The organism is Gemmatimonadota bacterium (assembly GCA_016719105.1).
In the GTDB taxonomy this organism is placed as follows: Bacteria; Gemmatimonadota; Gemmatimonadetes; order Gemmatimonadales; family Gemmatimonadaceae; genus SCN-70-22.
Genome location: JADKAQ010000001.1, coordinates 529914 through 552058, shown reverse-complemented (window position 1 = coordinate 552058; position 22145 = coordinate 529914). Strand labels below are relative to the sequence as shown.

The 22145-nt window shown below is 69.7% G+C and carries 24 protein-coding genes; 1 reads left to right on the top strand and 23 read right to left on the bottom strand.

Translation table 11 applies throughout. From position 1 onward, the window contains the following. Positions 1 to 7 precede the first annotated feature (7 nt). The 5 genes from pheS to IPN47_02355 all read right to left on the bottom strand — a co-directional run bounded on the left by pheS (position 8) and on the right by IPN47_02355 (position 3876). A complete protein-coding gene (pheS, locus tag IPN47_02375) occupies positions 8 to 1012 on the bottom strand; it encodes a phenylalanine--tRNA ligase subunit alpha (GenBank protein MBK9406894.1) in 1005 nt (334 codons plus the stop codon). 250 nt (positions 1013 to 1262) lie between these two features. After that, a complete protein-coding gene (gene rplT / locus IPN47_02370) occupies positions 1263 to 1625 on the bottom strand; it encodes a 50S ribosomal protein L20 (protein MBK9406893.1) in 363 nt (120 codons plus the stop codon). A 12-nt stretch (positions 1626 to 1637) separates the two neighbouring features. Further along, entirely contained in the window at positions 1638 to 1835 is a 198-nt protein-coding gene (rpmI, locus tag IPN47_02365) for a 50S ribosomal protein L35 (protein MBK9406892.1), read from the bottom strand. A 7-nt stretch (positions 1836 to 1842) separates the two neighbouring features. Next, positions 1843 to 2358: a translation initiation factor IF-3 gene (locus tag IPN47_02360; protein MBK9406891.1), complete on the bottom strand. Its 516-nt coding sequence runs from the start codon at positions 2356 to 2358 to the stop codon at positions 1843 to 1845. A 549-nt stretch (positions 2359 to 2907) separates the two neighbouring features. Further along, positions 2908 to 3876: a 3'-5' exonuclease gene (locus IPN47_02355; GenBank protein MBK9406890.1), complete on the bottom strand. Its 969-nt coding sequence runs from the start codon at positions 3874 to 3876 to the stop codon at positions 2908 to 2910. A gap of 379 nt (positions 3877 to 4255) precedes the next feature. Here IPN47_02355 and IPN47_02350 point away from each other — a divergent pair, with 379 nt between their 5' ends. Continuing rightward, complete coding sequence (locus IPN47_02350) at positions 4256 to 4933, top strand: redox-sensing transcriptional repressor Rex (protein MBK9406889.1); 678 nt, start codon at positions 4256 to 4258, stop codon at positions 4931 to 4933. Between the two features lie 54 nt (positions 4934 to 4987). Here the strand turns inward: IPN47_02350 and rsmA are convergent, their stop codons facing one another. The 18 genes from rsmA to hrcA all read right to left on the bottom strand — a co-directional run bounded on the left by rsmA (position 4988) and on the right by hrcA (position 22140). Beyond that, a complete protein-coding gene (rsmA, locus tag IPN47_02345; protein ID MBK9406888.1) occupies positions 4988 to 5818 on the bottom strand; it encodes a ribosomal RNA small subunit methyltransferase A in 831 nt (276 codons plus the stop codon). A 22-nt stretch (positions 5819 to 5840) separates the two neighbouring features. Beyond that, complete coding sequence (locus IPN47_02340) at positions 5841 to 7442, bottom strand: SpoIIE family protein phosphatase (protein ID MBK9406887.1); 1602 nt, start codon at positions 7440 to 7442, stop codon at positions 5841 to 5843. Continuing rightward, positions 7439 to 7900, bottom strand: a complete 462-nt coding sequence (locus IPN47_02335; GenBank protein MBK9406886.1) for an ATP-binding protein — start codon at positions 7898 to 7900, stop codon at positions 7439 to 7441. The genes IPN47_02340 and IPN47_02335 overlap by 4 nt, the downstream gene beginning before the upstream one ends. A 106-nt stretch (positions 7901 to 8006) precedes the next feature. Next, the gene (locus IPN47_02330) at positions 8007 to 8339 is read right to left on the bottom strand and encodes an STAS domain-containing protein (GenBank protein MBK9406885.1); all 333 of its coding nucleotides are present in this window, start codon (positions 8337 to 8339) and stop codon (positions 8007 to 8009) included. Beyond that, a complete protein-coding gene (gene pta, locus IPN47_02325) occupies positions 8336 to 9367 on the bottom strand; it encodes a phosphate acetyltransferase (protein ID MBK9406884.1) in 1032 nt (343 codons plus the stop codon). Before pta ends, IPN47_02330 begins: the two co-directional genes overlap by 4 nt. A 2-nt stretch (positions 9368 to 9369) precedes the next feature. Beyond that, positions 9370 to 9855: a pantetheine-phosphate adenylyltransferase gene (gene coaD, locus IPN47_02320; GenBank protein ID MBK9406883.1), complete on the bottom strand. Its 486-nt coding sequence runs from the start codon at positions 9853 to 9855 to the stop codon at positions 9370 to 9372. A gap of 39 nt (positions 9856 to 9894) precedes the next feature. Next, entirely contained in the window at positions 9895 to 10524 is a 630-nt protein-coding gene (locus IPN47_02315) for an RsmD family RNA methyltransferase (GenBank protein ID MBK9406882.1), read from the bottom strand. Positions 10525 to 10526: 2 nt separating this feature from the next. After that, the gene (gene recJ / locus IPN47_02310) at positions 10527 to 12248 is read right to left on the bottom strand and encodes a single-stranded-DNA-specific exonuclease RecJ (GenBank protein MBK9406881.1); all 1722 of its coding nucleotides are present in this window, start codon (positions 12246 to 12248) and stop codon (positions 10527 to 10529) included. Positions 12249 to 12284: 36 nt separating this feature from the next. Further along, a complete protein-coding gene (locus tag IPN47_02305; GenBank protein ID MBK9406880.1) occupies positions 12285 to 12989 on the bottom strand; it encodes a hypothetical protein in 705 nt (234 codons plus the stop codon). A 166-nt stretch (positions 12990 to 13155) separates the two neighbouring features. Then, positions 13156 to 13542: a hypothetical protein gene (locus IPN47_02300; protein MBK9406879.1), complete on the bottom strand. Its 387-nt coding sequence runs from the start codon at positions 13540 to 13542 to the stop codon at positions 13156 to 13158. Next, the gene (gene dnaG, locus IPN47_02295) at positions 13427 to 15085 is read right to left on the bottom strand and encodes a DNA primase (GenBank protein MBK9406878.1); all 1659 of its coding nucleotides are present in this window, start codon (positions 15083 to 15085) and stop codon (positions 13427 to 13429) included. The genes IPN47_02300 and dnaG overlap by 116 nt, the downstream gene beginning before the upstream one ends. A 40-nt stretch (positions 15086 to 15125) precedes the next feature. Then, on the bottom strand, positions 15126 to 17519 hold the full coding sequence (locus IPN47_02290) for an endonuclease MutS2 (GenBank protein ID MBK9406877.1): 2394 nt from the start codon (positions 17517 to 17519) through the stop codon (positions 15126 to 15128). 61 nt (positions 17520 to 17580) lie between these two features. Further along, positions 17581 to 18024 (bottom strand): GatB/YqeY domain-containing protein, encoded by a 444-nt coding sequence (locus tag IPN47_02285; GenBank protein MBK9406876.1) that lies wholly within the window; start codon positions 18022 to 18024, stop codon positions 17581 to 17583. Positions 18025 to 18059: 35 nt separating this feature from the next. After that, positions 18060 to 18401 (bottom strand): histidine triad nucleotide-binding protein, encoded by a 342-nt coding sequence (locus IPN47_02280; protein ID MBK9406875.1) that lies wholly within the window; start codon positions 18399 to 18401, stop codon positions 18060 to 18062. Continuing rightward, positions 18391 to 19143 carry an RsmE family RNA methyltransferase gene (locus IPN47_02275; GenBank protein ID MBK9406874.1) on the bottom strand — a complete coding sequence of 251 codons (753 nt, stop codon included), beginning with the start codon at positions 19141 to 19143 and terminating at the stop codon, positions 18391 to 18393. The genes IPN47_02280 and IPN47_02275 overlap by 11 nt, the downstream gene beginning before the upstream one ends. Then, on the bottom strand, positions 19116 to 19937 hold the full coding sequence (locus IPN47_02270; protein MBK9406873.1) for a 50S ribosomal protein L11 methyltransferase: 822 nt from the start codon (positions 19935 to 19937) through the stop codon (positions 19116 to 19118). Before IPN47_02270 ends, IPN47_02275 begins: the two co-directional genes overlap by 28 nt. Further along, positions 19934 to 21079 carry a molecular chaperone DnaJ gene (gene dnaJ, locus IPN47_02265; protein MBK9406872.1) on the bottom strand — a complete coding sequence of 382 codons (1146 nt, stop codon included), beginning with the start codon at positions 21077 to 21079 and terminating at the stop codon, positions 19934 to 19936. Before dnaJ ends, IPN47_02270 begins: the two co-directional genes overlap by 4 nt. 14 nt (positions 21080 to 21093) lie before the next feature. After that, positions 21094 to 22140, bottom strand: a complete 1047-nt coding sequence (hrcA, locus tag IPN47_02260) for a heat-inducible transcription repressor HrcA (protein ID MBK9406871.1) — start codon at positions 22138 to 22140, stop codon at positions 21094 to 21096. Between the last annotated feature and the right edge of the window lie 5 nt (positions 22141 to 22145).

Here is a 22145-nt window from a genome sequence, read left to right as displayed (position 1 = left end):
GTTGGCGTCAGGCGAACTGTTCGAGGAAGCGGACGTCGGAATCGTAGAGCAGGCGGATGTCGGTGAGCGAAAAGCGCGACATCGCGATGCGCGCCGGTCCCATGCCGAAGGCCCACCCCGAGTACTTCTCGCTGTCGAGCCCGGCCGCCTCGAGCACCGCCGGGTGCACAAGGCCGCACCCCATGATCTCGATCCAACGCGCACCGCGTCCGTCCCCGACGTCGAAGAAGACTTCCATCTGTCCCGACGGTTCGGTGAACGGGAAGTACGACGGGACGAGGCGCGTCGGCGTGCGCTGGCCGTAGAAGGCGCGCGCAAAGTGCGCGAGCGTCGCCTTGAGGTCGGCGAAGGTGATCCCCTCGTCGATCGCCAGCCCCTCCAACTGCGCAAAGGCTGGAGCGTGCGTGGCGTCGAAGAAGTCGCGACGGTACACGTTGCCCGGCGCCAGGACGCGCACTGGCGGCGCGTAGGACTGCAGCGTGCGCACCTGCACCGGCGAGGTGTGCGTGCGCAGCACGCCGCCGTCCGCCAGGTAGAGCGTGTCGTGCATGTCCATCGCCGGATGGTTATCCGGGAAGTTGAGCGCGGTGAAGTTGTACCACGGCGACTCGGCCTCGGGGCCTAACGCGACGGTGAAGCCCAACTCGCGAAAGATGTCACAGATCTCGTCGATGACGAGCGAGACGGGATGCACCGCGCCACGCCAGGCGGCGCGCCCGGGCATGGTGAGGTCGAGCTGCGTGCCGCGCGGGGCGGCCGATTCCAACTCGGTCTTGCGGGCGTCGAGCGCTGCCTCGAGGGAGACCTTGAGGGCGTTGACGGCCGCGCCGGCGTCGCGGCGCTCCTCCTTGGGGAGCGTGGGGAGGAGCGACATGAGCTCGGTGACCTTCCCCGCCTTGCGGCCGAGGAGGGCATTGCGGAGCTCGTGCCAGGCATCGAGCGAGTCGGCGGCGGCGATGCGCGGGGGCGCCTCGTCACGCAGGGCGGCACAGGCCTGCTGGAGTTCGAGCAGCGTCACGGGATGGCGATCCGTGGGAGGCGTGGAAACGGTACGAGCGGGAATCGAATGGTGACGTCGGGTGGGAGGTGCGGTGGTAGCGTGGTGTTCGGGGGGGGCCCCCCGTCCGAGCACCGCATCCGCCGCCGCACGCCCCTCCCGAAAACAGCTCGGCGGCAGTCGACCGTGGGTCGCGCTGCCGCCGGAGATCGGTCGGGTCCGTCGGGGCGATCGATTGCCCCGCTGGTCGTGCCGCTGGTCGCCGTTAGGCGACCGCCAGCGCCGCGCGCGCCTTGTCGGCCAGCACGGTAAAGGCGGCCGCGCCGTGAATCGCCAGGTCGGAGAGGATCTTGCGATCGACCTCGATCCCCGCCTTCATGAGGCCGTTCATGAACGTGCTGTAGTTCATGCCGTTCATGTGGGCCGCGGCGTTGATACGCACGATCCACAGGCGACGGAAGTCGCGCTTCTTGTTGCGCCGATCGCGGTACGCATAGCGCCAGCCGCGCTCGACCGACTCCTTCGCCGGACGCCACAGCTTGGAACGCGCGCCGAAGTAGCCGCGCGCGGCCTTCATCACCTGCTTCTTGCGCTTCAGGCGCACCACATTGGATTTGACGCGAGGCATCGCTCTCTCTCCTTACGCCTGAATGAGGCGCTTGATCACCTTCGCCTCGCCATTGGTGGCGATCGTGGTGGGACGGCGCAGCCGGCGCTTCCGACGGGCGTCCTTCTTGGTCAGGATGTGGCTCTTGTTGGCCTTCAGGCGGCGAACCTTCCCCGTGGCGGTCACGGAGAAGCGCTTCTTCGCGCCCTTGTGGGTCTTCATTTTGGGCATCGTCAGCTCACTTCGGTGCCAGGATCATCGTTAGGGACTTCCCTTCCATTTTCGCCGAACTCTCGGTCTTCGCCACATCGGCGAGCTGCTGCGAGACCCGCTCGACCACGGCGAACCCGAGTTCCGGGTGGGCGATCTGCCGCCCACGGAACATCAGCGTCACCTTGACCTTGTTCCCCTCGCCAAGGAACCGGCGCGCATGTCGAACCTTGGTGTCGAAATCGTGATCCTCGATGCCCGGCCGGAATTTGACTTCCTTGAGCTCGATCACGTGCTGCTTCTTTTTCGCAACGCGCGCCTGCTTCGCCTGCTCAAACTTGAACTTGCCGTAGTCCATGACGCGGACGACGGGCGGGCGAGCGGTGGCCGCAACTTCCACCAGGTCGAGTCCCGACTCCTCTGCGAGGGCCAGGGCCCGGTCAACCTCCATGATTCCCAACTGGCTGCCATCGGCCCCGATCACACGGACCGGGCTGATGCGAATCTGACGGTTGACGCGAATGCGCTTCGTGTTGTCCTGAATAGGTCCGAATCCTCCGCGAGGGTGTTGGCCGGGCGCCTAACGACGACCCCCTGCCTGAAAAACAAATGCGGACCCCACTCGGAGTCCGCCATACACGACCATCCGCCCCCATTCTGTGGGGCGGCGCCGTTGACGAGACTCCTGCAGCTGCTCGTTGCCGAGCGCCAGAGGGTGAGAGCCGATTTGCTCTGCTTGCCGTATTGTGCGGAAAAACTTAAACGACATGGGGTTATGCGGTCAACCGGCACGCCAACATTCGCCGGATCTCCTCCCCCCGTGTGCGCCCCCTCCCCCCGGCGGCCCAACGCTAACCGCAAGCCCGTGCACGGGTTGAGTCACTCGACGCGGCTCGTCCCTCCCGCGGCCTCCCCCTCAAACTGAACGGCCCTCCCGGTCGCGCACCGCCTCCCCCGCATGGGTTCGACGTCGTGGTGGACGATCGGCAGCGAGCGCTCGTCCGTTAGCCGCCGGCCTCGATCTCGTGCGGCCGGACGCGGCCGAGGATCGTCGTCGCGCTCCACGGCACGAATGAGGACAGCGCCGCGCCGATCACAGCGTGGGATCGATGTCGACACCGCGTGGCATCGCCGAACGGCGACGCGATCCCTTCGCGCGCCCCCCCTGCATCAGCGTCAACAGTCCGCGCCAGGTGCTCGCGCCCTGATCCTCCGCGAGCCGCAACAGCCGCACGAGGACGTGCGCCGTGGCGATCGCATCGCCAGCGGCACGGTGTCGCGCACCGATATCGATCCCGAAGTAGTGCGTTACCGCATCGAGTGATCGACGCGGCAGCTGCGGGAGCAGGAGGCGCGACAGTCGCACCGTGCACAGCTGCTCACCGGTCAGGGCCACACCGGCCGCGCGCTGCACTTCGTGCGACACGAAGCGCCAGTCGAAGGAGGCGTTGTGCGCCACGAAGACGCGCTCGCGCAACCGCCCGACCACGTCGGGCGCCACCTGCGCAAACCGCGGGGCGTGCCGCACCATCTCCTCGGTGATCCGGGTCAGCGCGATGATTGCCGGCGGAATGGCGCGCTCGGGGTTCACCAGCGTCTCGTAGCAGTCGGACACCTCGAGTCCAGCCACCTGCACGATCGCGATCTCGGTCACCCGGTCCCGCTGCGACGGCGAGGTCCCGGTCGTCTCGACGTCGACGACGGCGAACCGCAGGTCGCGCAGCGCGACGTCATCCGCGGCACGAGCCGCGTTCGCGGCGGCCTCGCGCCGCTCGCGCACCGTACGCGCCGGCCCCTCCACCCCGGACGCCGGTGGCGCCACTATGGAGCGGATTCCATTCTCGTCGGGCCGCAACGCCCACCGCCCATCGGCCTCGCGCACGAAGTCGGCATGACGACCGAAGAGCGCCTCGGCGAGACGCTCGGCCACGCGCGGCGGGGCGCTGGGGAGCGAACAGACGCGCTCCATCAAGGAGACGGCGTCCACCGGGCCACTCGAGAGCACCTCGCGGGCGCGCATCAGGAGTAGCGAATCCGGCGTCACCGCGTCGATTCCCCTCACCGCCATGACTCTCCCCCAAGCAGCGGCACGCCGGCTCCGACACGCTCATGGTGCCGCCTCCGACGCGACACGCCCACGCGGAGTGCGAGCTCCCCGCCGTGCTCCCGCAGGCATGCACGCGAGGGTGCGCGCGGCGATGTATGCCGTGCGGCACGCGGCGCGGACGATGGCCAGTACCGGGGGACGGGCAGGAGGTGAGCGGACATGCGCACAAACTAAGCGCACGTCCGACAGTCGGCTCGCGCCGGCCCCCCGCCCTCGACGACACGCAAAAGGGCCGCGGTAACCTGTTGCAGTGGCGCCGGATGCAACGCGCGTCTGGTGACGATCCTCAGGAGCGTTTACCTTGTGAATGAATTCACAAGCCGCGCCGACCGCCGTGAAACGCATCGCCGATAGCACCGTCCGCCGTCTCTCCGTCTATCTCCGCTTCCTCGAGGATTCGGTGAGTCGCGGCGTACGCACCATCTCCAGCGAGGAGTTGGCGCGGCGCGGCGGTACGACGTCGGCGCAGGTTCGAAAGGACCTCTCGTTCTTCGGTTCGTTCGGCAAACGCGGGCTGGGCTATCCTGCGCTCGAGCTCACCGCGGCGCTCCGCGACATTCTCGGGCTCGATCGTCAATGGCGCGTGATCATCATCGGCGCAGGCAAGATCGGGACGGCGCTCGCGCAGTACCGCGGCTTTCGGCAGCGCGGCTTCCACGTCGAGGCCGTCTATGATTCCGACCCGCGCAAGGTCGGGAGTCGATGGGAAGAGCACACGGTGCGCGACATCGCCCATCTCGAACAGGATCTCGTCGCGGAACACCCCGACATCGCCGTCCTCACCGTCCCCGACGACGAGGCGCAGCGCATTGCGGAACGCCTGGTGGCGGCGGGGCTGCGCGCCATTCTCAACTTCGCCCCGGTGCAGCTGCACCTCCCCGCCCACATCACGGTGCGCAACGTGAACATGGCGATGGAGCTCGAGGGGTTGAGCTACGCGCTGACCAGCCGCGAGCGCGACCATGCGAGTGGCGCAAACGACCATCCGATCGGCGGCGAGCACGAGCGCTGACCACGGGCGGCCGCACGACGCCCTGACAACGGAGCCGCTCGTGCGCCTGTCGGCCTAACGTGAGGGGTCGCGCGGCGCCGTCGGCGCGGCGCGCAGGATCCGGGCGAAGGCCTCGGGCGACAGCGTCTCCGGGCGCAGCGCGACGTCGATACCGCAGCGCGCGAGCAGCGCTTCGGCCGCCTCGGCCCCAAGGCCAAAGAGCTCGCGCACCACGCGACGCATCTGCTTGCGGCGCTGGCCAAACGCCCCCTGCACCATGCGCGAGAAGGCGACCTCCTCCTCGGGCGTCACGACCGGATCGGCGCGCGGCGTCAGGCGCAGGATCGCCGAGTCGACCTTGGGGCGCGGATAGAAAGCCCCGGCGGGTACCCGGGCCACCACCTCGGCGTGCGCCAATGCTTGCACATTGGCCGAGAGGGCGCCGTAGGCGTCGTCACCGGGGGCGGCGGCGACACGCTCCGCGACCTCTCGCTGCACGAGGAAGACCATGCGCGACGGGCGCGGCGTTCGAAGCGCTTGGAAGATGATCGGCGTCGTGATGTAGTACGGCACGTTGCCGACCAGGGCCCAGCTCCCCTCCACGAGCGAAGGAAGCGAGACTTCGAGCACGTCGCCCTCGACGATCGTCACGTGGGGACGATCGGCATATCGCGCCGTGAGGATCGGGACGAGCAACGGATCGACCTCGACGCAAACGAGTCGCTCGGCACGCGCGGCGAGGAGATCGGTGAGCGCGCCGCGCCCGGGGCCGATCTCGACGATCGTCTCGCCCGGGCGCGGGTCGATGGCCTGCACGATGCGCTCGAGCGCCGAGCGGTCGGTGAGGAAGTGCTGCCCCAGTCGCTTGCGCGCTGGCGGGAGCGAGGGACGCGGAGGCTGGCTCATGCCACGGCGCGCGCGATGCGCGCTACGTGCGCGCCACGAGGAGCGTGAGGTCGTCCCGGCGGATCGCTTCGCCCGCGTGGGCCCGCAATGCCGCGAAGACCCGCTCCACGATGACGTCGGGATGCTCGCGCCGCGACGCCCGCACCGTATCGAGCACCCGCTTTTCCCCGAGACGCACGTCCAGCCGGTTGCGGGCGTCCGAGATGCCGTCGGTGAACAGCAGCAACACGTCCGTCCCCGGCGCCCACGCGCGTTCGCGCACCGAGGGATGCTGCGGGCTCATGCCTAACGGCGGGTCGAGCGCCGCGAGCCGCTCGAGGTTGCCCTCGCCGTCGATGACGAAGGCGTGCGGATGCCCGGCGTTGGCATAGCGCATCGTGCCGTGCGCCGGGTCGAGGACGGCGTAGAAGGCCGAGATGAACATCTCCGTGCTCTCCAGCTCCTCACGGAGCGTGGCGAGAAGCGCGTCGAGCATCTCCGCCGGGTCGACGGTCGCCTGTGCGTGGATCGACGAGGCGCTCATGACGAGCGCCATGATGAGCGCCGCCCGATAGCCGTGGCTCGACACGTCGCCGATCATCACGCCGATGCGCCCGCCGCCAAGCCGAAAGAGATGATAGAAGTCGCCGCCGACGCTGTCCGCGGGGACGACCCGTGCCGAGACGAGCGCCTCGGGGGCGAAGAGCCGCGTATCCGGGAGGAGCTTCATCTGCAGGTCATTCGCCAGCTGCATCTCCTGCTGCAGGCGCTGCTGCGCGAGCGACGAGCGCACGAGGCGGGCGTTCTGGATGGCCGTGCCGATCTGCGTGGCGATGGCGGTGACGAGCTTCTCGTCGCCGGCGCTGAACGGTTCCCCGCTCCGCCGCTCCGACAAGTTCACCACGCCTAACGGGATCGCCCCATGCGGATTGGGGTTGGTCCAGAGGATGGGGACCGAGAGGAGCGCCCCCTTCCGGAATTGCGACTCGGCGTCACACGGGTACTCCCCGGGCTCGAGGATGAGGGCCCGCTGGTCACGGAAGACCTTGGCCGACACGGCGGCCGGATCCTGCGTTCCGATCGGCGGCGCGTCGGCGGCCTCGAAGCCGAGCGCCGTCACGACCTGCAGCGTATCGGTCACGCGATCGTGAACGAGGATCGCCGCGCGGCGAGCGCCGACGGTCTCGCAGATCTCCTCCAGGATGCGGGCCGCCGCCTCCTCGAGGGAGACGGTGCGGCCAAGGATCTCGCTGGTGGTGTAGAGGAGGTTGATCTCCTCGTACCGCTCGGCGAGTTCGTAGGCGGCGTGTTCGACCTCGAGTGCCGACTGGAAGAAGTGTCCAACGATCGGGAGCAGGAACTCGAGGCAGGCGGCGGGCTCGGTGCGCTGCCCCGTGCACGGTCCCACGCTGACCCAGGCGCGACGCGGCCCCGGGACGGCGCCCGCCAGCAGGACCCCGTCCTCCGTCTCGATCTCGGCCGGTGGGGCCCCCGGAGCGAGCAGGTCGAGGACCCGCGGCACCGGTTCGTGCCACTCGCCGTACTCGGGGACGATCGGCGAGCGATCGTTCGCCTGTGTCCAGACGACGGCCTTCACCCCGGTGACGTCCTCGAATCGCTCGAGGACCGAGACGAGTTCCCTCACGGCCGGTGCAAGGTGAGGCGCACGACGTTGCCGCCGTCGTTGTACCGCTCCACACGATCCATCAGGCGGGTCATCAGGAAGAGCCCGCGCCCGTCCTCGCGTTCGAGGTAACCCGCGTCGGACGGGTCGTGCATGCACATCGCGATGTCGAAGCCCACCCCCTCGTCCGAGACCTCCATGACGAGCGCCCGATCGTTGACCAGGGCGCGGACGCGGACCCGCTTGCTCACGTCCTCGCGATTGCCGTAGATGATCGCGTTGGAGATGGCCTCGGTGAGGGCCACCGGGACCTGCAGGTTGCAGGCGCGCGCCGGGAAGTCGAGCGCGGCGCAGGTACGCGACACGACCCCGACCACCCGCTCGATGTAGCGCAGGTCGGAAGGGATGCGGACGTCCAGCGGAAAGCCGGCATCCGCCAGGACGGCATCGATCGGGAAACGATCAGCGGGGTCGTTCATCACATGACAAACGCGCGCGGCACCCCTCGACGTCACGCGCGCGCACCCTGGCGCCGGGAGCTGCCCCGACGGCCCGGGCGCAGGTCGGTGAATGGGCACCGGTCGCTCAGAGCGTGCGCAGGGCCTCGTCGCGGTTCCCCGAGATCTGGAACAGGGTGTCGAGCTTGGTCAGTTCGAAGAGCGTCTTGAGGTCGTCGTTGAGATTCGCCAGACGCAACTCGCCCCCCGCCTCGCGGATCTTCTTCGACAGGGAGACGAGGACGCCGAGGCCGGAGCTATCGATGTACCCGGTCTGGCTGAAGTCGACGAGGAACTTCCGCTCGCCGCGCTCCAACTCGTCCAGCACCTTCTGCTTCAGCTCCTGGCGATTCCCCACGATGAGCTGCCCCTCGACGTCGACGATGCAAACAGCTCCCTGCTTCTTGATGGCGAAGCTCATGCGATTCCTCCCAAAGGTCCGCCGCGGCCGGAGGCGGGATGACGCGCCTGTAGGGCCGTGACCGCGGCAACGTTGATAATGTCGTCGGCTGACGCGCCGCGCGACAGGTCGTTGCACGGACGAGCGAGCCCCTGCAGGATCGGGCCGATGGCCGCGGCTCCCGCCAGCCGTTCGACCAACTTGTAGGCGATGTTGCCGGCGTCCAGCGACGGAAAGACCAGGACGTTGGCCCCCCCGGCGACGCGGCTCCCGGGTGCCTTACGAGCGCCGACCTCGGCGATGAGCGCCGCGTCGCCCTGAAGTTCGCCATCGACGGCCAGCCCCGGATCACGCGCGCGCACGAGCGCCAGCGCCTCGCGCACGCGCTCAACCGACGGGGCGGACGCGCTCCCCATGGTGCTGAACGAGAGGAAGGCCACCCGCGGCGTATCACCGACGATGCGGGCGCGATCGCCGGCGGCGGCCAGGGCGATGTCGGCCAGCTGTTCCGCGGTCGGCGCCGGGATCACCGCGCAATCGGTGAACGTGAGCACCTCGCGTTCGTCGCCGCGGAACGGGGCGACGTCCATGTAGAAGGCGCTGGAGACGGTCTTCACGCCATCGGCCGCCCCCACGAGCCAGAGGGCGGCGCGGAGTACCTCGGCGGTGGTGTGCACACAGCCGGCCACGCACCCCTCCACCTCACCGTGCCTGACGAGGTCGTCGGCGAAGAGCAGCGGCGATTGCGCCAGCCGCTCGGCCTCGCCGGACGGGAGCGGTCGCCCGCGGCGCCGTTCGACGAGCGAGGCCGTCGTCCGCTCGCGCCTGACGTCGGTGACCGGGTCGAGGACCTCCACGCCAAGCGCGGCGAGCGCCGCGCGATCGGCGTCAGGCGAGGCGATCAACACCGGCTCGACGATGCGTTCGCGGCGCAGGACCTCCACCGCTGCCAGGACACGCGGGTCGTGCGACTCGGGAAAGGCGATGCGTACCGGCCGCTCCGCCGCCCGGCGACGAAGGGCGCCGACGAACCCCTGCACGCCGGACATGCCTAACGCGTCTCGAACTTCTGCCGCAGCGCCTCGGCGACGCTCGGATGCACCAGCCCTTCGAGCTTCCCGCCGAATCGCGCCACCTCACGCACCAGCGACGCGCTGATGTAGGTCGTGTCGAGGGAGGGGACCATGAAGACGGTCTCCTGGTCGGACGACAGGTGGCGATTCATCAACGCCATCTGGTACTCGTACTCGAAGTCGCTCACGGCGCGAAGGCCGCGAATGAAGAGGCGCGCCCCCATCTGGTGCGCGAAGTCGACGAGCAACCCCTGGAACTGGTGAACCTCGACCCGCGGGTCGTCGCCGACCGCGTCGCGAATGAAGGTGGCGCGCTCCTCGAAGGTGAACAGCGGCTGCTTGGCCGGATTGACCGCGATCGCGACGATGAGTTGGTCGACGAAGCTCAGGCTGCGGCGAATCAGGTCTTCGTGCCCGCGCGTGAGGGGATCGAAGGAACCGGCGTAGATCGCGATGCGGGGCATGCGAGGGCGAAGTGAGGGAGGGGCGACTCGCGGGGAATTCTAACCGGGGGCGACGATCTCGCCATCGGCGACAGCGGGGGCGGCGCGGTCGTTCGCGCCGTCGGAGCCCTCGACGCCCGCTTCGGACACCGTCGCGCCGGAGGCACCGGCTGGCGCGCGATAGATGCTGACCGCCGTCCCACCGTAGCTGCGCATCACCGCACCCGCCGGCATCGCCTCGTGGACGTCATGCTCGACGCCGAGCACCTCGGAAAACGGCGTCGCCAGCCAAACCTCGGCGAGACGCGGGGCGAGCCCCAGGTTGTACGGGGGATCGGCGAAGGCGATGTCGTAGGCGTGCGGCGGGAGCTTCTGCGCGAAGCGGATGGCATCCGTGCGGTGCACCGCCATCTCGGCGGGCGAGGCACCGAGGGTTTCGGCGTTCTCCCGAATGGCGCGCAGCGACGGAAGGGCGATCTCGACGAAATCACAGGACGCGGCGCCGCGCGAGAGCGCCTCGAGGCCAAGCGCCCCCGAGCCGGCGAAGAAGTCGATGACGCGCGCCCCCGGGAGTTCCGGGTGCAGGATGCTCATCCACGCCTCGCGCGCGCGATCGCCGGTGGGACGCACGCGTGCGTCGCGGGGAGCCTTGATCGTGCGACCGCGCCAGCGGCCGGCGATGATCCGCACCGTTAGGCGCGCACGTCGGCCAGACGCGCCACGAGGCGCGACGTGCCACCGTATGTATCGCGCTCCAGGCGATAGGCGACGTCGACCGGCGACGCCGGCGACAGGTCGCGAGCCAGCTCTCCCATCCCCCAGCCGATCGCCTCGAGCGTCCCCCCGCTTCTCGCCAGTTGCAACTTGAGCCCCCCCTGCCCCACCACGCGCGGCGTCGTGGCGAGCCTCACGCCGCGCGACGAAAGGACCGGGGCGGGATTCCCCACGCCAAACGGTTCGAAGTGCTTGAGCAGCGTCTCGAGGTCGCCGGTGATGGATTCGAGCGGGAGCTCGAGGTCGACGCGGACACGCGGGACGAGGTCGTCGAGCGTCAGCCGTTCTCGCGCCACGGCGTTGAAGCGCTCGGCAAAGGCCGGCATGCGCTCGGCATCGATGGTGATGCCGGCCGCCGCGCGATGTCCGCCGTAGCGCACCAACAGGTCGCGGCACGCGGTGAGGGCGCCGTGCAGGTCGAAGGCGCTGATCGATCGCCCCGATCCTTTCCCCACCCCACGGTCGAGGGCCACCATGAAGACCGGACGCGCGAGTTCCTCGACGAGGCGAGACGCCACGATCCCGATGACCCCCGGGTGCCACCCGTCGGCGCCGAGGACGACCCCCCAGGTCTCGTCGAGGTCGAGGCGATCGGCCATGGCGCGCGCGGCATCGAGCGTCGCGCGATCGAGCTCCTGGCGCGCCCGGTTCATCTCCTCGAGTTCGCGGGCGATGCGGTTGGCCTCGCCCTGGTCGGTCGCAAGCAGGAGTTCCACGCCGCGCATCGCGTGCCCGACGCGGCCGGCGGCGTTGAGGCGTGGGGCGAGGATGAATCCGACCCGCCCGGCGGTGAGCGCCTTGCCCTCGAGCCCCGACGCCTCCATGAGGGCGCGCAGCCCGGCGTGCCGCGTCTCGGCCATGAGCTTGAGGCCGAAGCGGACGAGGATCCGGTTCTCGCCGCGCAACGGCGCCACGTCGGCGATGGTGGCCAGCGCCACGAGGTCCAGCAGGTGCAACGCCACGTGCTCGTGGCCGCCTAACGCGGCCAGCAGCGCCACGGCGAGCTTGTAGGCGACACCGGCGGCACACAGTCCCTTGTCGGGGTACGCGCACCCCGGCTGCTGCGGGTTGAGGACCGCGAGGCACGTCGGCACCGGCCGGCTGGGGAGGTGATGGTCGGAGACGATGACATCGATGCCGCTCGCGGTGAGCGCGTCGATCGCGTCGTGCGCACTCGTCCCGCAGTCGCAGGTGAGGACGACGCGCGCGCCGGCGTCGCGGGCGGCCTTCACCCCGGCGTCCCCCAGGTCGTAGCCGTCGTGCAGGCGGTGCGGGAGGAACGGGATCGCCGTGCCCCCCAGGTGGCGAATCACGCGCACCATGATCGTCGTCGAACAGATGCCATCGACGTCGTAGTCGCCATGCACCAGGATCGTCTCTCCGCCCGTGATGGCGCGTGCGAGCCGATCGACCGCCGCGTCCATCCCCAGCATCGCGCCCGGCGGGTGCAACTGCTCGAGCCGCGGGCGCAGGAATCGCTTCGCCTCCTCCGCGTCGGCGTGGCCACGGGCCACGAGCAGCTCGCAGACCATGGGCGGGAGCTTGAGGGCGTCGGCGAGCGCCGCCACGAGCTGCCCGTCGGGCGGCTCCGGACGATGCCAGCGCGGGGCGATTCGGGCGCGGGTGGCGGGGGCGGTCATCGCCGAAACGTAACGCGCGCTACGCGGCCTGCCGCATCATTCCGTTGCGTAGAGGAGCATCCCGCACCCTTCGCACAGTTCGATCGTCCCCTTGGCCTGCATCTGCTTGCCGCGCTGGACGGGGATCGAGGTGTCGCACGACCCGCACGCACCGTACGTGACGGCGAAGACGACCTTTCCGTGGCGCCGAGAACGAATGCGGTCATACGTCGAGCGCATCGACGCGGGGACCTGGGTGGCGGCGGATTCGCGCCGGGCGCGCGCCGTCACGAGTTGAGCATCGAGCGCCGCCTTCTCGCCGTCGATCACCGCACGCTTCTCCTCCTGCGTCGCATCGAACTCGGCCAGGGCGGCGCGATGCGCCTCGGCGGCGTTGCGGATGGAAGTGACCGTCTGCTCGATGTCGCGAAGCCCGGCCTCACCCTCGCTGAGCATGCGCTTCCCCGCCTCGACCTGCTGCTCGGCGGCGGTGGCCTCGCGCATGTTCTTCACGAGGTCGAACTGCGCGGCGTTGCGCTCCACCCGCTGGCGGTGCTCGGCGACGAGGTTCGCCACCTCGCGTTGCTTGCGCTCCGCCTCGCCCAGCTGGGCCAGCGTGACTTCGAGCTGGCGGGCGGCCTTCGCGCGCGCCGCATCCAGCGCCGCGATGCGAGGGGCGATCGCCTCGATCCGCGTGACGATCCCGTCCACGACGTCATCCTCGGTCTGCAACTGCAACAGGGCTACCAGCTCCGCGTGCACAGCTCCTCCTGGGTTGGGGCACTCGCCAGTCGCGCGCGACGCGGACACGTCGCACTCGACTTGCGGTTGCTACGCCTTCGCCACGCTCCTCCACTCCGTTCTGCATGCCTCAACCGGACCGACGCCGGGCCTGTGGCGTGCACTCGACCGTTCCCACATTCGTTCGCTAGGCATTCGTTCGGAACGCCGACAGCTCCCGGACCTGGCGCGCATTCTCGCGCTTCTCGGTCATGAGCGCGGTCTTCTCCTCGTCCGTCGCCAGCGTCATCAACCGGTCGATCTCGCTGTTCCGCTCCTGCAGCCGCCGCTCCTCGATTCGCGCGAGCGAATCTTCCACGGTGCGATCGAGGTTGAGGATGTTGTCGGGCACGGACAGGAGTTCGTCCATCAGGGCGACCGCGGGGGCACTCAGGCGTTCGGCCACCTGGTCAACGTGCTCATTGGACCCCAAGTCGCGCAATGTCTCGACGATCTCCCGCAGGCGCGGCTCGTAGAACGACTCCGCCCCCAGTCGTTCCAGGATCCGCTCCAGCGCCGCCGCCGACCGCAGCATGGCCGTCACGAGGTAGCGCTCGGCGGCGACGGCGACGATGCGTCGCTCCGTCACGCGCGGCGGACGCTCGGATGGGGCGTTTCCGCGCGAGGGTCCCCGGCGGTCGCCACCGGAGCGGCTCGGGGCCCGACCATTCCGCCGGCGGCTCGTCCTCCGCCTCGCGCGGTGGCGGCCCCTCGCGGTCATCGGGCCCGGACGACCGCAACGGAGGACGCGCGCCGCGTGACGGCGCGGAGCTCCGCCTAACGTCGCTTCCACTTCCCCCCTCCTCCACTTCCCGCTGCAGCACGTCGCGCCCCACGTGCGAGACCTCGCTCGCCCGTGCGAGGTAGATGTCGCGCATGACCGGGTCGCGGGTCGCCCGGATGGTCGGCAACAGCCGATCGACCGCCGAGCGGCGGCGCGTGAGGTCGGCAAACCAGCCGCCGCGCTCCAGGAGCTGGATCTTTCGCTCGAAGACGTCGATGGCGTCCTTGACCTGCCGTTCCAGCGCGTCGCCCCCCCGCTTCTGCACGAAGGAATCGGGGTCGTCGCCGTCGGGGAGGGAGACGACGCGCACCGTCGCCCCCTCGGCCAGCAGCTCGTCGCCCGAGCGGAAGGTGGCCTTGAGCCCGGCCTGGTCCGAGTCGTAGAGCAGGTAGATGTTCTTCGAGTAGCGTACGAGCAGCTGCGCTTGCTCCGCCGTCATCGCCGTGCCTAACGGCGCCACGACCGATTCGACCCCCGCGGCCGCCAGCCGCACCGCATCGAAGTACCCCTCAACGACGATGGCGCGGTCGGCCTTGCGGATGGCGTTGCGCGCCTGGTGCAGGTGGTACAGCTGCCGCCCCTTGGAGTAGATCGTCGACTCGGCGGAGTTGAGGTACTTGGGTTCCCCTGGGCCGATGAGGCGCCCCCCGAAGCCGACGATGCGTCCCGAGACGTCGTGGATCGGGAAGATGAGGCGGGCACGGAAGCGCGGGCGCGGCTCTTCTGTTTCGTCGCGCTTGACCAGGAGCCCGGCCTCCAGCATGCGCGCGTCCTCGATGCCGATGGAGGCGAGGTAGGCGCGCATCAGCCCGATCTCGCGCGGCGCGAAGCCCAGGCCGAAACGATCGGCGACGGCGCGGCTGATGTCGCGTGAGGCGAGATACTCGCGCGCCGCGGCCCCCAGGTCGTCTTCCCACAGGATCCGCTGGAAGTACTGCTGCGCGGCGGCGTTCGCTTCCCAGAGCGGTTCGCGTGGGTCGGGCCCCTCGCGCCGCGCCTTCGTCTCGTGCAGTTCGATTCCGCTCTTCTCCGCCACCATGCGCACCGCGGTCGGCCAGTCTACCCCAAGCCGCTTCTGCAGGAACGAGAAGACGTCACCCGACTCCTTGCAGACGAAGCAGTGGTAGAACTTCCCCTTGGTGGTCGAGACCGAGAAGTTGCGGTTGACGCCCTGGTGAAACGGGCACGGGCCGCGGTAGTTGCCCCCGCGCCCCTTGAGCGGGACATACTCGCCGATGATGGCGACGATGTCCGCGGCCTCGCGAACCCGCTCGACTTCCTCGTCGGGGATCACGTGGCGCTCACGTGGGACGTCGGCGTTAGGCGCGGTACCGTCACAGCTCGGCGATCGTCACGCCCGATCCTCCCTCGTTCCACAACCCCAGGCGAAAGCTCTTCACGCGCGTATCCTTGCGCAGCATCTCCGACACGCGGTCGCGCAGCGCCCCCGTTCCCTTGCCGTGGATGATGCGCACCGATCGCAGGTCGGCGCGAATCGCCGCGTCGAGCGCCGTCAGCAGGAGGTCGTCGATGTCGAACATGCGCTGGCCGCGCAGGTCGATCTCCGTCGGAACGTGCTCCTCGGGAAGGTCTCCCGTGAAGGCGACGGCGGTCGCCGCGGGGCGTTGCTCGGGGGCCGCGCGACGCACCACATCGCGCGGGTAGGTGAGCTTGATCGACCCCATCGCCACGAGCACATCGCCGGGACGCGCCTCCAGCACGCGCGCAATCCGGCCGTCGAGCGGAAGAACCTGCACATAATCGCCGGCGACGATCGGCGTGTCGTCGCGCGGTCGAGGGGCGCGGCGCTGCTGGTTCGTCGACTCGCGTTCGAGCTGCTCGAGCCGTTCGCCCTGCTTGGTCGCCATCGCTTCGACCTTCTGCCGGGCGGTGCGCGCCGCCTCCTCGAGCACGGCATCGTCCTTCGACTTCTTGAGGTCGCGGATCGTCTTCTCGATCGTGCTGCGCGCCTCGAGCAGGTACTTGCGGGCGTCCTTGCGCGATTCGCGCTCCACCGATCGTTCGCGTTCGCGCACCGCCTTCTCGCGCTCCGCCAGGCGATGCGCGCGCTCCTGTGCGCTGGCCAGCGATGCTGTCACGTCGCGCTCGCGTTCGGCGAGGAGCTTGTCGCGTGCCTCGAGCGACTGCAGCAGCGCGTTCACGTCGCGCTCGACCGTCGGGATGCGCTCCTCGGCGCGGGCGAGCACATCATCGGGGAGGGCGAGCCGACGCGCGATGCTGATGCCGTACGAACGCCCGGGGATCCCCTTGATGAGGTGATACGTGGGCGCCAGCGCCACGGCGTCGAACTGCAGCGAGGCGTTGATGACGCCGGGGACCTCGGTGGCGAGTTCCTTGAGCGCGCCGAGGTGCGTGGTGGCCACGGTCATCGCCCCGCGCGTGGTCAGCGCCTCGAGGATCGCCCCGCCTAACGCCGCCCCCTCCAGCGGGTCGGTCCCCGACCCCAGCTCGTCGACGAGGACCAGCGACTGCGCGGTGGCCGAGCGCAGGATCTCGCCCAGGTTCTTCACGTGCGCACTGAAGGTGGACAGCGACGCCTCGATCGACTGCTCGTCGCCGATGTCGGCAAAGACGTCGTCATAGAGCGCCACCTCGCTCTCGTCGCCGACCGGCGCCGGGATCCCCGACTGCAGCATCAGCGACATGAGGCCGAGCGCCTTGAGCAGGACCGTCTTGCCGCCGGTGTTGGGGCCGGAGATGAGGAGCGTCTTTTCCGCCGGCTCCATGGCCAGGGTGAACGGCACGACGGGGACCCCCTGGGCCAGCAGGAGCGGGTGCCGACCGTCGAGGATCCGGAAGCCGCTCCCGGCCTCGCGCAGGCGCGCCTGCCCGCAGGCGGCGGCGACGGCGTAGCGCGCCCGCGCATACAGCGCATCGAGCAGGACGAGCGCCTCGAGCGCATCGCGCAGGAGCGGCTGGTCGGGACGAATGGCGTCGGTGAGCGCCAGGAGGATGCGATCGACCTCGCGCATCTCCTCGGCCTCCAACTCGCGAATGCGGTTGCACGCCTCGATGGCGGCCGGCGGTTCGACGAAGAGCGTCGCCCCCGTCCCCGACGCGTCGTGCACGATCCCGCCCACGGCCCCACGCCCCTCGCGTCGCACGGGAATGACAAAGCGCCCGTTGCGCACCGTCACCGAGCCATCGGTGACCTGCAGGTGCGGCTCCAGGCGGTGCATGATCCGCTCCAGCAGCGAGACCAGCTCCCCCTGGGCGCCGCGCAGCTCGCGCCGGACCCGGCGCAGCGCCGGCGAGGCGTCGTCGCGCACCGATCCGTCGTCGTCGAGGGCCCGTGCTATCTCGTCCTCGGCCTTGCGATTGGTGTGCAGGCGCTCGCGCAGCGGGGCGAGGACCGAGAGGGCGATCGCCGGTCGCTTCGTGCTGCGGAGCGCCTCGGCGGTCATGCGCGACGAGCGGAGGAGGACACCGGCCTGTTGCAGCTCGCGACCGTCGAGCCGTGTCCCCTCGATGCGCAGGCGGGCGAGCGCACGATCGACGTCGGGGATCGGGGCGGGGATCCACCCTTCGTCGCAGCTCACGATCGCCCGCATCGCCGCCACGCGGCCCAGCTCGCGCTCCACCCGTTCGCGCGAGGTCGCCGGCGCCAGGGCACGCACGCGCGCGGCACCTAACGATGACGAGGCGTATCCAGCCACGACGTCGAGGACCGAGGCGAACTGCAGGACGGCAAGGGCGTGCGCGTTCATCAGCCAATCACTCCAGGCGGGGCGCCGGGCATGGGGCCTCCCGGGGATCCAGGGACTCGGGTCACCCGCGTACGGCGAGCTCCTCGCGCGCAATGGCGCTGATCTGCCCGCCCTCGGCGCGTCCCTTGAAGGCCGGCATCACCTTTCCCATGATCGCGCCCACGTTGGCCGCCCCGCCAGCCATCGCCGCACGGACGGCGGCGCGGATCTCTTCGGGATCGACCTGCGGGGGAAGATAGCGCTCGAGCATCGCGACCTCTGCGGATTCCTTCTCCGCCAGGTCGAGGCGCGCCCCGGTCGTGTACATCTCGATCGACTCACGCCGACGCTTGATCCCGCGCCGGACGACCTCGAGGGCGTCGTCGTCGGTCACCGCCCGCTTGAGCTCGATCTCCCGGTTCTTGATGTCCGACAGAATCGTCCCCAGCAGCAGGAGGAGCGGCTTGTCCTGCGCCTTGCGGGCGGCGTTGAGTTCAGACTGGACGCGGTCGAGCAGCGAGGACATGAGAAGAGTCTCGGAGGAGGGAGCGCCGGGGGTGGTCACCCGGGGGGCCAATCCATCGCGCGGCCCCCCATCACATGCGCATGAAGATGATACACCGTCTGCCCGCCGTCCGCGTTGGTATTCAGGATCACGCGATAGCCGGATTCGGCGATTCCTTCCGCCCTGGCGACGGCGGCGGCCATCAGGAGGAGTTCCCCAGCGAGCGACGCCGACTCCACCTGATTGAGCGACGGGACGTGGGCCCGCGGGATGACGAGGATGTGCGTCGGCGCCTTGGGGCTGATGTCGCGAAAGGCGATGCAGTGGGCGTTCTCCGCCACCCGGCCGGCCGGGATTTCGCCGCTCACGATGCGGCAGAACAGGCAATCAGTCGCCATGTGCGCCCTCCACGGTTGCGATCGCGCTTCGGGCGATGGCGAGGCCAGCGATGGCTGCCGTCTCGAAACGCAGGATGTGTCCCCCCAGCGCCACGCGGGTGAATCCCGCGCGCTCGAACTCTTCCAACTCCTCGTCCTCCAGCCCACCCTCAGGCCCCACCGCGACCGTCACCGGGGGGGCGAGTCGTTGACCGAGGATGGCGCTCCCCGCGGCATCGAGGACGAGGCGAGGCCCTTCGGGGAGCGCGCCCAGCGCGCGCGACAAGGTCGCCTCCGGGTACATCGCAGGGAGCCAGCCTCCCCCGCTCTGTTCGAGCGCCGCCGCCATGCGCGCCTTGATCTTGCCGACGAAGGTGGGCCCCTCGCCACGTGGCTTCACGCTGCGCGAGCGCCGGTACAGGATGGGGCGCCAGCTGGTGGCGCCCAGTTCGGCGCACTTCTCCGCCAGCCACAACATCCGGTCGCGGTCGGCGATGGGGACGAGGAGGTGGACGGGCGGGAGCGACGGGAGGCTCTCGACGCGCTCCACCTCAACGATGGCCGCTGCCTTCGACAGTCGCACCAGCGTCCCCTCGGCGCGATGCCCCTGCCCGTCGAGCAGCGCGACGCGCGACCCGATCCCGAGCCGGCGCACGCGCACGTGGTGCAGCACTCCTTCGCCTAACGACGCCGAGACCCCGGGGGCAAACGACTCGTCGGGGACGTAGAAGGCGGCTACGCCTTCGCGATCGTGATGCTCCACCAGACGTCCTCCACGTCCTCGCGTTCCAGTCGCCAGCCATCGGAGTGCAGCGCCTCGAGCATGAACTCCTTCTCCTCGAGCAGGATCCCCGCCAGCACCGCGTGCCCGCCTGGCCGAAGGGCAGCGTGCATCGCGGGGAGCAGTTCGACGAGCACCGACGAGATGATGTTGGCGACCACGACGTCGACGGGGGCGACCAGCGGGAGGAAGACCGTCGCATCGCCCTCGAAGACGTGGACGATGCCCTCGACGGCGTTGCGCTCGACGTTCTCCTCGGCGTTCGAGATCGCGTCGGCGTCGTACTCCACCGCGAAAACGCGCGAGGCACCGAGCTTGGCGGCCGCAATCGACAGTACCGCGCTCCCGGCGCCCAGGTCGGCGACGACGAGCCCGGGGTGCACGACCTCCTGCATGAGGCGCGTCGCGCCGCGGGTTGTCGGATGGTCCCCCGTGCCGAAGGCCATCCCCGGATCGATCACGACGGTGGTGGCCGGGTCCAACCCATCCGCCTGCCAGGTGGGGGCGATCGTGAGGCGCCCGACCTGCTGGGCGTGCAGCTTGTCGCGCCAGTGCACCGACCAGTCGATGGCCTCGGTCGCCGACGTCTCGCAGACCGCGTCGGGGACGGCCGCTTGCACCTGCCGGATCACCGCGGCGATGTCCGTCTCCGGCGGGAAGTGCGTGACCAGTGAGGCGCCGTCCTCGTGCACCCCCTGCGCACCGGCGGCGAACATCGCGGTCGACGCGTCCGCCAGCCGCCCAGGGGCATGGACCCGCAGCGAGGTCCACGTCACGCGCCTAACGCTTCCTTCATCTTGGTCCAGAACCCCTTCGAGCGCCCCTGCTCCGGCGGCGCCGCCGCGAGCGTCTGCAGCTTCTTGAGCAGCTCTTCTTCCTCGCGCGACACGCCGTCGGGCGTCCAGAGCTGCACCCGCACGTGCAGGTCGCCCACGCCCGAGGAGTTCACGCGCGGCAGTCCCCGTCCGCGCAGGTGCAAGACGTGCCCGCTCTGCGTCCCGGCCGGGATGCGCACCGACATCGTCGCCGTCACCGTCGGGACGTCGACGTCGGCGCCAAGCACCAGCTGCGGATAGGAGACCAGGACCTCGGTGTACAGGTCCTCGCCATCGCGCTCGAACCGCTGGTCCTCAGCCACCTCGAACACGACGAGGATGTCGCCACGACCGCCGCCACGCGGCCCGGCATTGCCGAGCCCGCGCAACGTCATGTACTGCCCCGACGACACACCGGCCGGGATCTGCACCGGGATCGTGTGCTCGCCGCGCACGCGCCCCTCGCCCCGACACTTCTTGCACGGCGCCGTCACGACGACTCCCTCACCGGAACACATCGGGCACGGGACGACCGAGACAAACTGTCCGAAGAACGATCGCTGTGCCCGACGCACCTCGCCCGACCCCGCGCAGGTGTGGCACGTCTGCGGCTTGGTCCCGGGCTCGGCCCCGCTCCCCGCGCACTTGTCGCACGCGTCGAGCAGCTTGACGGTGAAGGTCTTCGTCACGCCGGCGGCCACCTCGGCCAGCGTCAGCTCCACGGTGATCTTCACGTCCTGGCCCGTGCGCGGGCCACCGCGCTGCTGCCGCCCTCCTTGCTGGAAGAACTCGCCCAGCCCGGAGAACGCCCCGAAGTCCTTCATGAAGATGTTGAGCGCCTCGGAGAGGTCGACGTGGTGGTAGTTGGCCCCGCCTGCGGCCCCACGCAGCCCCGCCTCGCCATAACGATCGTACGCGGCGCGCTTGTCGGCATCGCGCAGCACGTCATACGCCTCGGTGATCTCCTTGAACTTCTCCTCGGCATCCTTCGAGCCGTTGTTCCGGTCCGGATGCCACTTGGTGGCCAGCTTCCGGTAGGCCTGCTTGATCTCGTCGTCGGACGCGCCACGCGCGACGCCGAGCGTCGTATAGAAATCGGCCATGGGCCTCGGCTCTGCTAGTGAAGAATGTCGGAGACCAGGAGCGACGTATGCCGCACCAAAGCGATCACCTTGTCGTACGGCATGCGCGTCGGGCCGATGACCCCGATCACACCGTTCAGCGACCCAACCCGATACTCGGCGGTTACGATCGTGAAGCTTTCGAGCCGCGGATCGCCATGCTCGTTGCCGATCGTGATCGAGATCCCGGGCGACGCCGAACGTCCGCGCAGGAGTTGCCCAAGTTGCGCGCGCGTCTCGGTCAGCGCGAGGAGGCGACGCATCCCGTCGCCGCTGCTGAACTCAGGCTGCTCGGCGAGCACTGACGCCTGCCCGAGCACGACGCCGTCGTCATCCCCGGCGCCCGCGACGTCGAACAGCGTCTCCCCTTCCTGCACGAAGACGTTGAGCAGCTCGCTCACCCCCGCCGTCGTGCTCGAGTCGCGCAGGCGCTCACCCAGCGTGGCGCGGATCGTCCGCAACGACAGCCCCGCCAGGCGCTCGTTGAGCACTACCATCACCTCGGCGACCGCGCTCTCGGCGATCTGCCCGTCGACCTCGACGAAGATCGTCCGCACCGCCCCCCCTCCCAGCGTGAGCATGAGGAGCAGGCGCTCGTTGGACACGCGAATGAGCTCCAGGCGCTGCAGCACCGCATTGTCGAGACGCGGCCCGAGTGCGACCCCCAACTCCTGCGTAACGATCGACAGCGACTGCGCGGCCTTGCGCAGGATCGCCTCGATCGCCGACGCCCCGCTCTGCGACAGGTGCTCGGAGATGCGGTCGGCGTCGGCACGCGGGACCACCTGCGCGCGCATCAGCGTGTCGACGTACAGGCGATAGGCGATGTCCGTCGGGATGCGCCCGGCAGAGGTATGCGGGTGATAGAGATACCCCTTTTCCTCGAGGTCGCTCATCGTGTTCCGGATCGTCGCCGGAGACACGCCGAGTCCGAAGCGCTTCGAAATCGTGCGCGACCCTGCAGGCTCCGCCGTTTCGACGTAGCTCTGGATTACCGCTTCGAGGACCCGCCGCTCGCGGTCGGACAGCTCAGGGGACGCCATAAGTC

Excerpts from the sequence above, each read along its gene's own strand:
- rplT (MBK9406893.1), bottom strand. The coding sequence starts at position 1,625 with ATGCCTCGCGTCAAATCCAATGTGGTGCGCCTGAAGCGCAAGAAGCAG.
- rpmI (MBK9406892.1), bottom strand. The coding sequence starts at position 1,835 with ATGCCCAAAATGAAGACCCACAAGGGCGCGAAGAAGCGCTTCTCCGTG.
- rsmA (MBK9406888.1), bottom strand. The coding sequence starts at position 5,818 with ATGAGCCAGCCTCCGCGTCCCTCGCTCCCGCCAGCGCGCAAGCGACTG.
- IPN47_02335 (MBK9406886.1), bottom strand. The coding sequence starts at position 7,900 with ATGAACGACCCCGCTGATCGTTTCCCGATCGATGCCGTCCTGGCGGAT.
- IPN47_02330 (MBK9406885.1), bottom strand. The coding sequence starts at position 8,339 with ATGAGCTTCGCCATCAAGAAGCAGGGAGCTGTTTGCATCGTCGACGTC.
- pta (MBK9406884.1), bottom strand. The coding sequence starts at position 9,367 with ATGTCCGGCGTGCAGGGGTTCGTCGGCGCCCTTCGTCGCCGGGCGGCG.
- coaD (MBK9406883.1), bottom strand. The coding sequence starts at position 9,855 with ATGCCCCGCATCGCGATCTACGCCGGTTCCTTCGATCCCCTCACGCGC.
- recJ (MBK9406881.1), bottom strand. The coding sequence starts at position 12,248 with ATGACCGCCCCCGCCACCCGCGCCCGAATCGCCCCGCGCTGGCATCGT.
- IPN47_02300 (MBK9406879.1), bottom strand. The coding sequence starts at position 13,542 with ATGCTGCGGTCGGCGGCGGCGCTGGAGCGGATCCTGGAACGACTGGGG.
- IPN47_02290 (MBK9406877.1), bottom strand. The coding sequence starts at position 17,519 with ATGAACGCGCACGCCCTTGCCGTCCTGCAGTTCGCCTCGGTCCTCGAC.
- IPN47_02285 (MBK9406876.1), bottom strand. The coding sequence starts at position 18,024 with ATGTCCTCGCTGCTCGACCGCGTCCAGTCTGAACTCAACGCCGCCCGC.
- IPN47_02280 (MBK9406875.1), bottom strand. The coding sequence starts at position 18,401 with ATGGCGACTGATTGCCTGTTCTGCCGCATCGTGAGCGGCGAAATCCCG.
- dnaJ (MBK9406872.1), bottom strand. The coding sequence starts at position 21,079 with ATGGCCGATTTCTATACGACGCTCGGCGTCGCGCGTGGCGCGTCCGAC.
- hrcA (MBK9406871.1), bottom strand. The coding sequence starts at position 22,140 with ATGGCGTCCCCTGAGCTGTCCGACCGCGAGCGGCGGGTCCTCGAAGCG.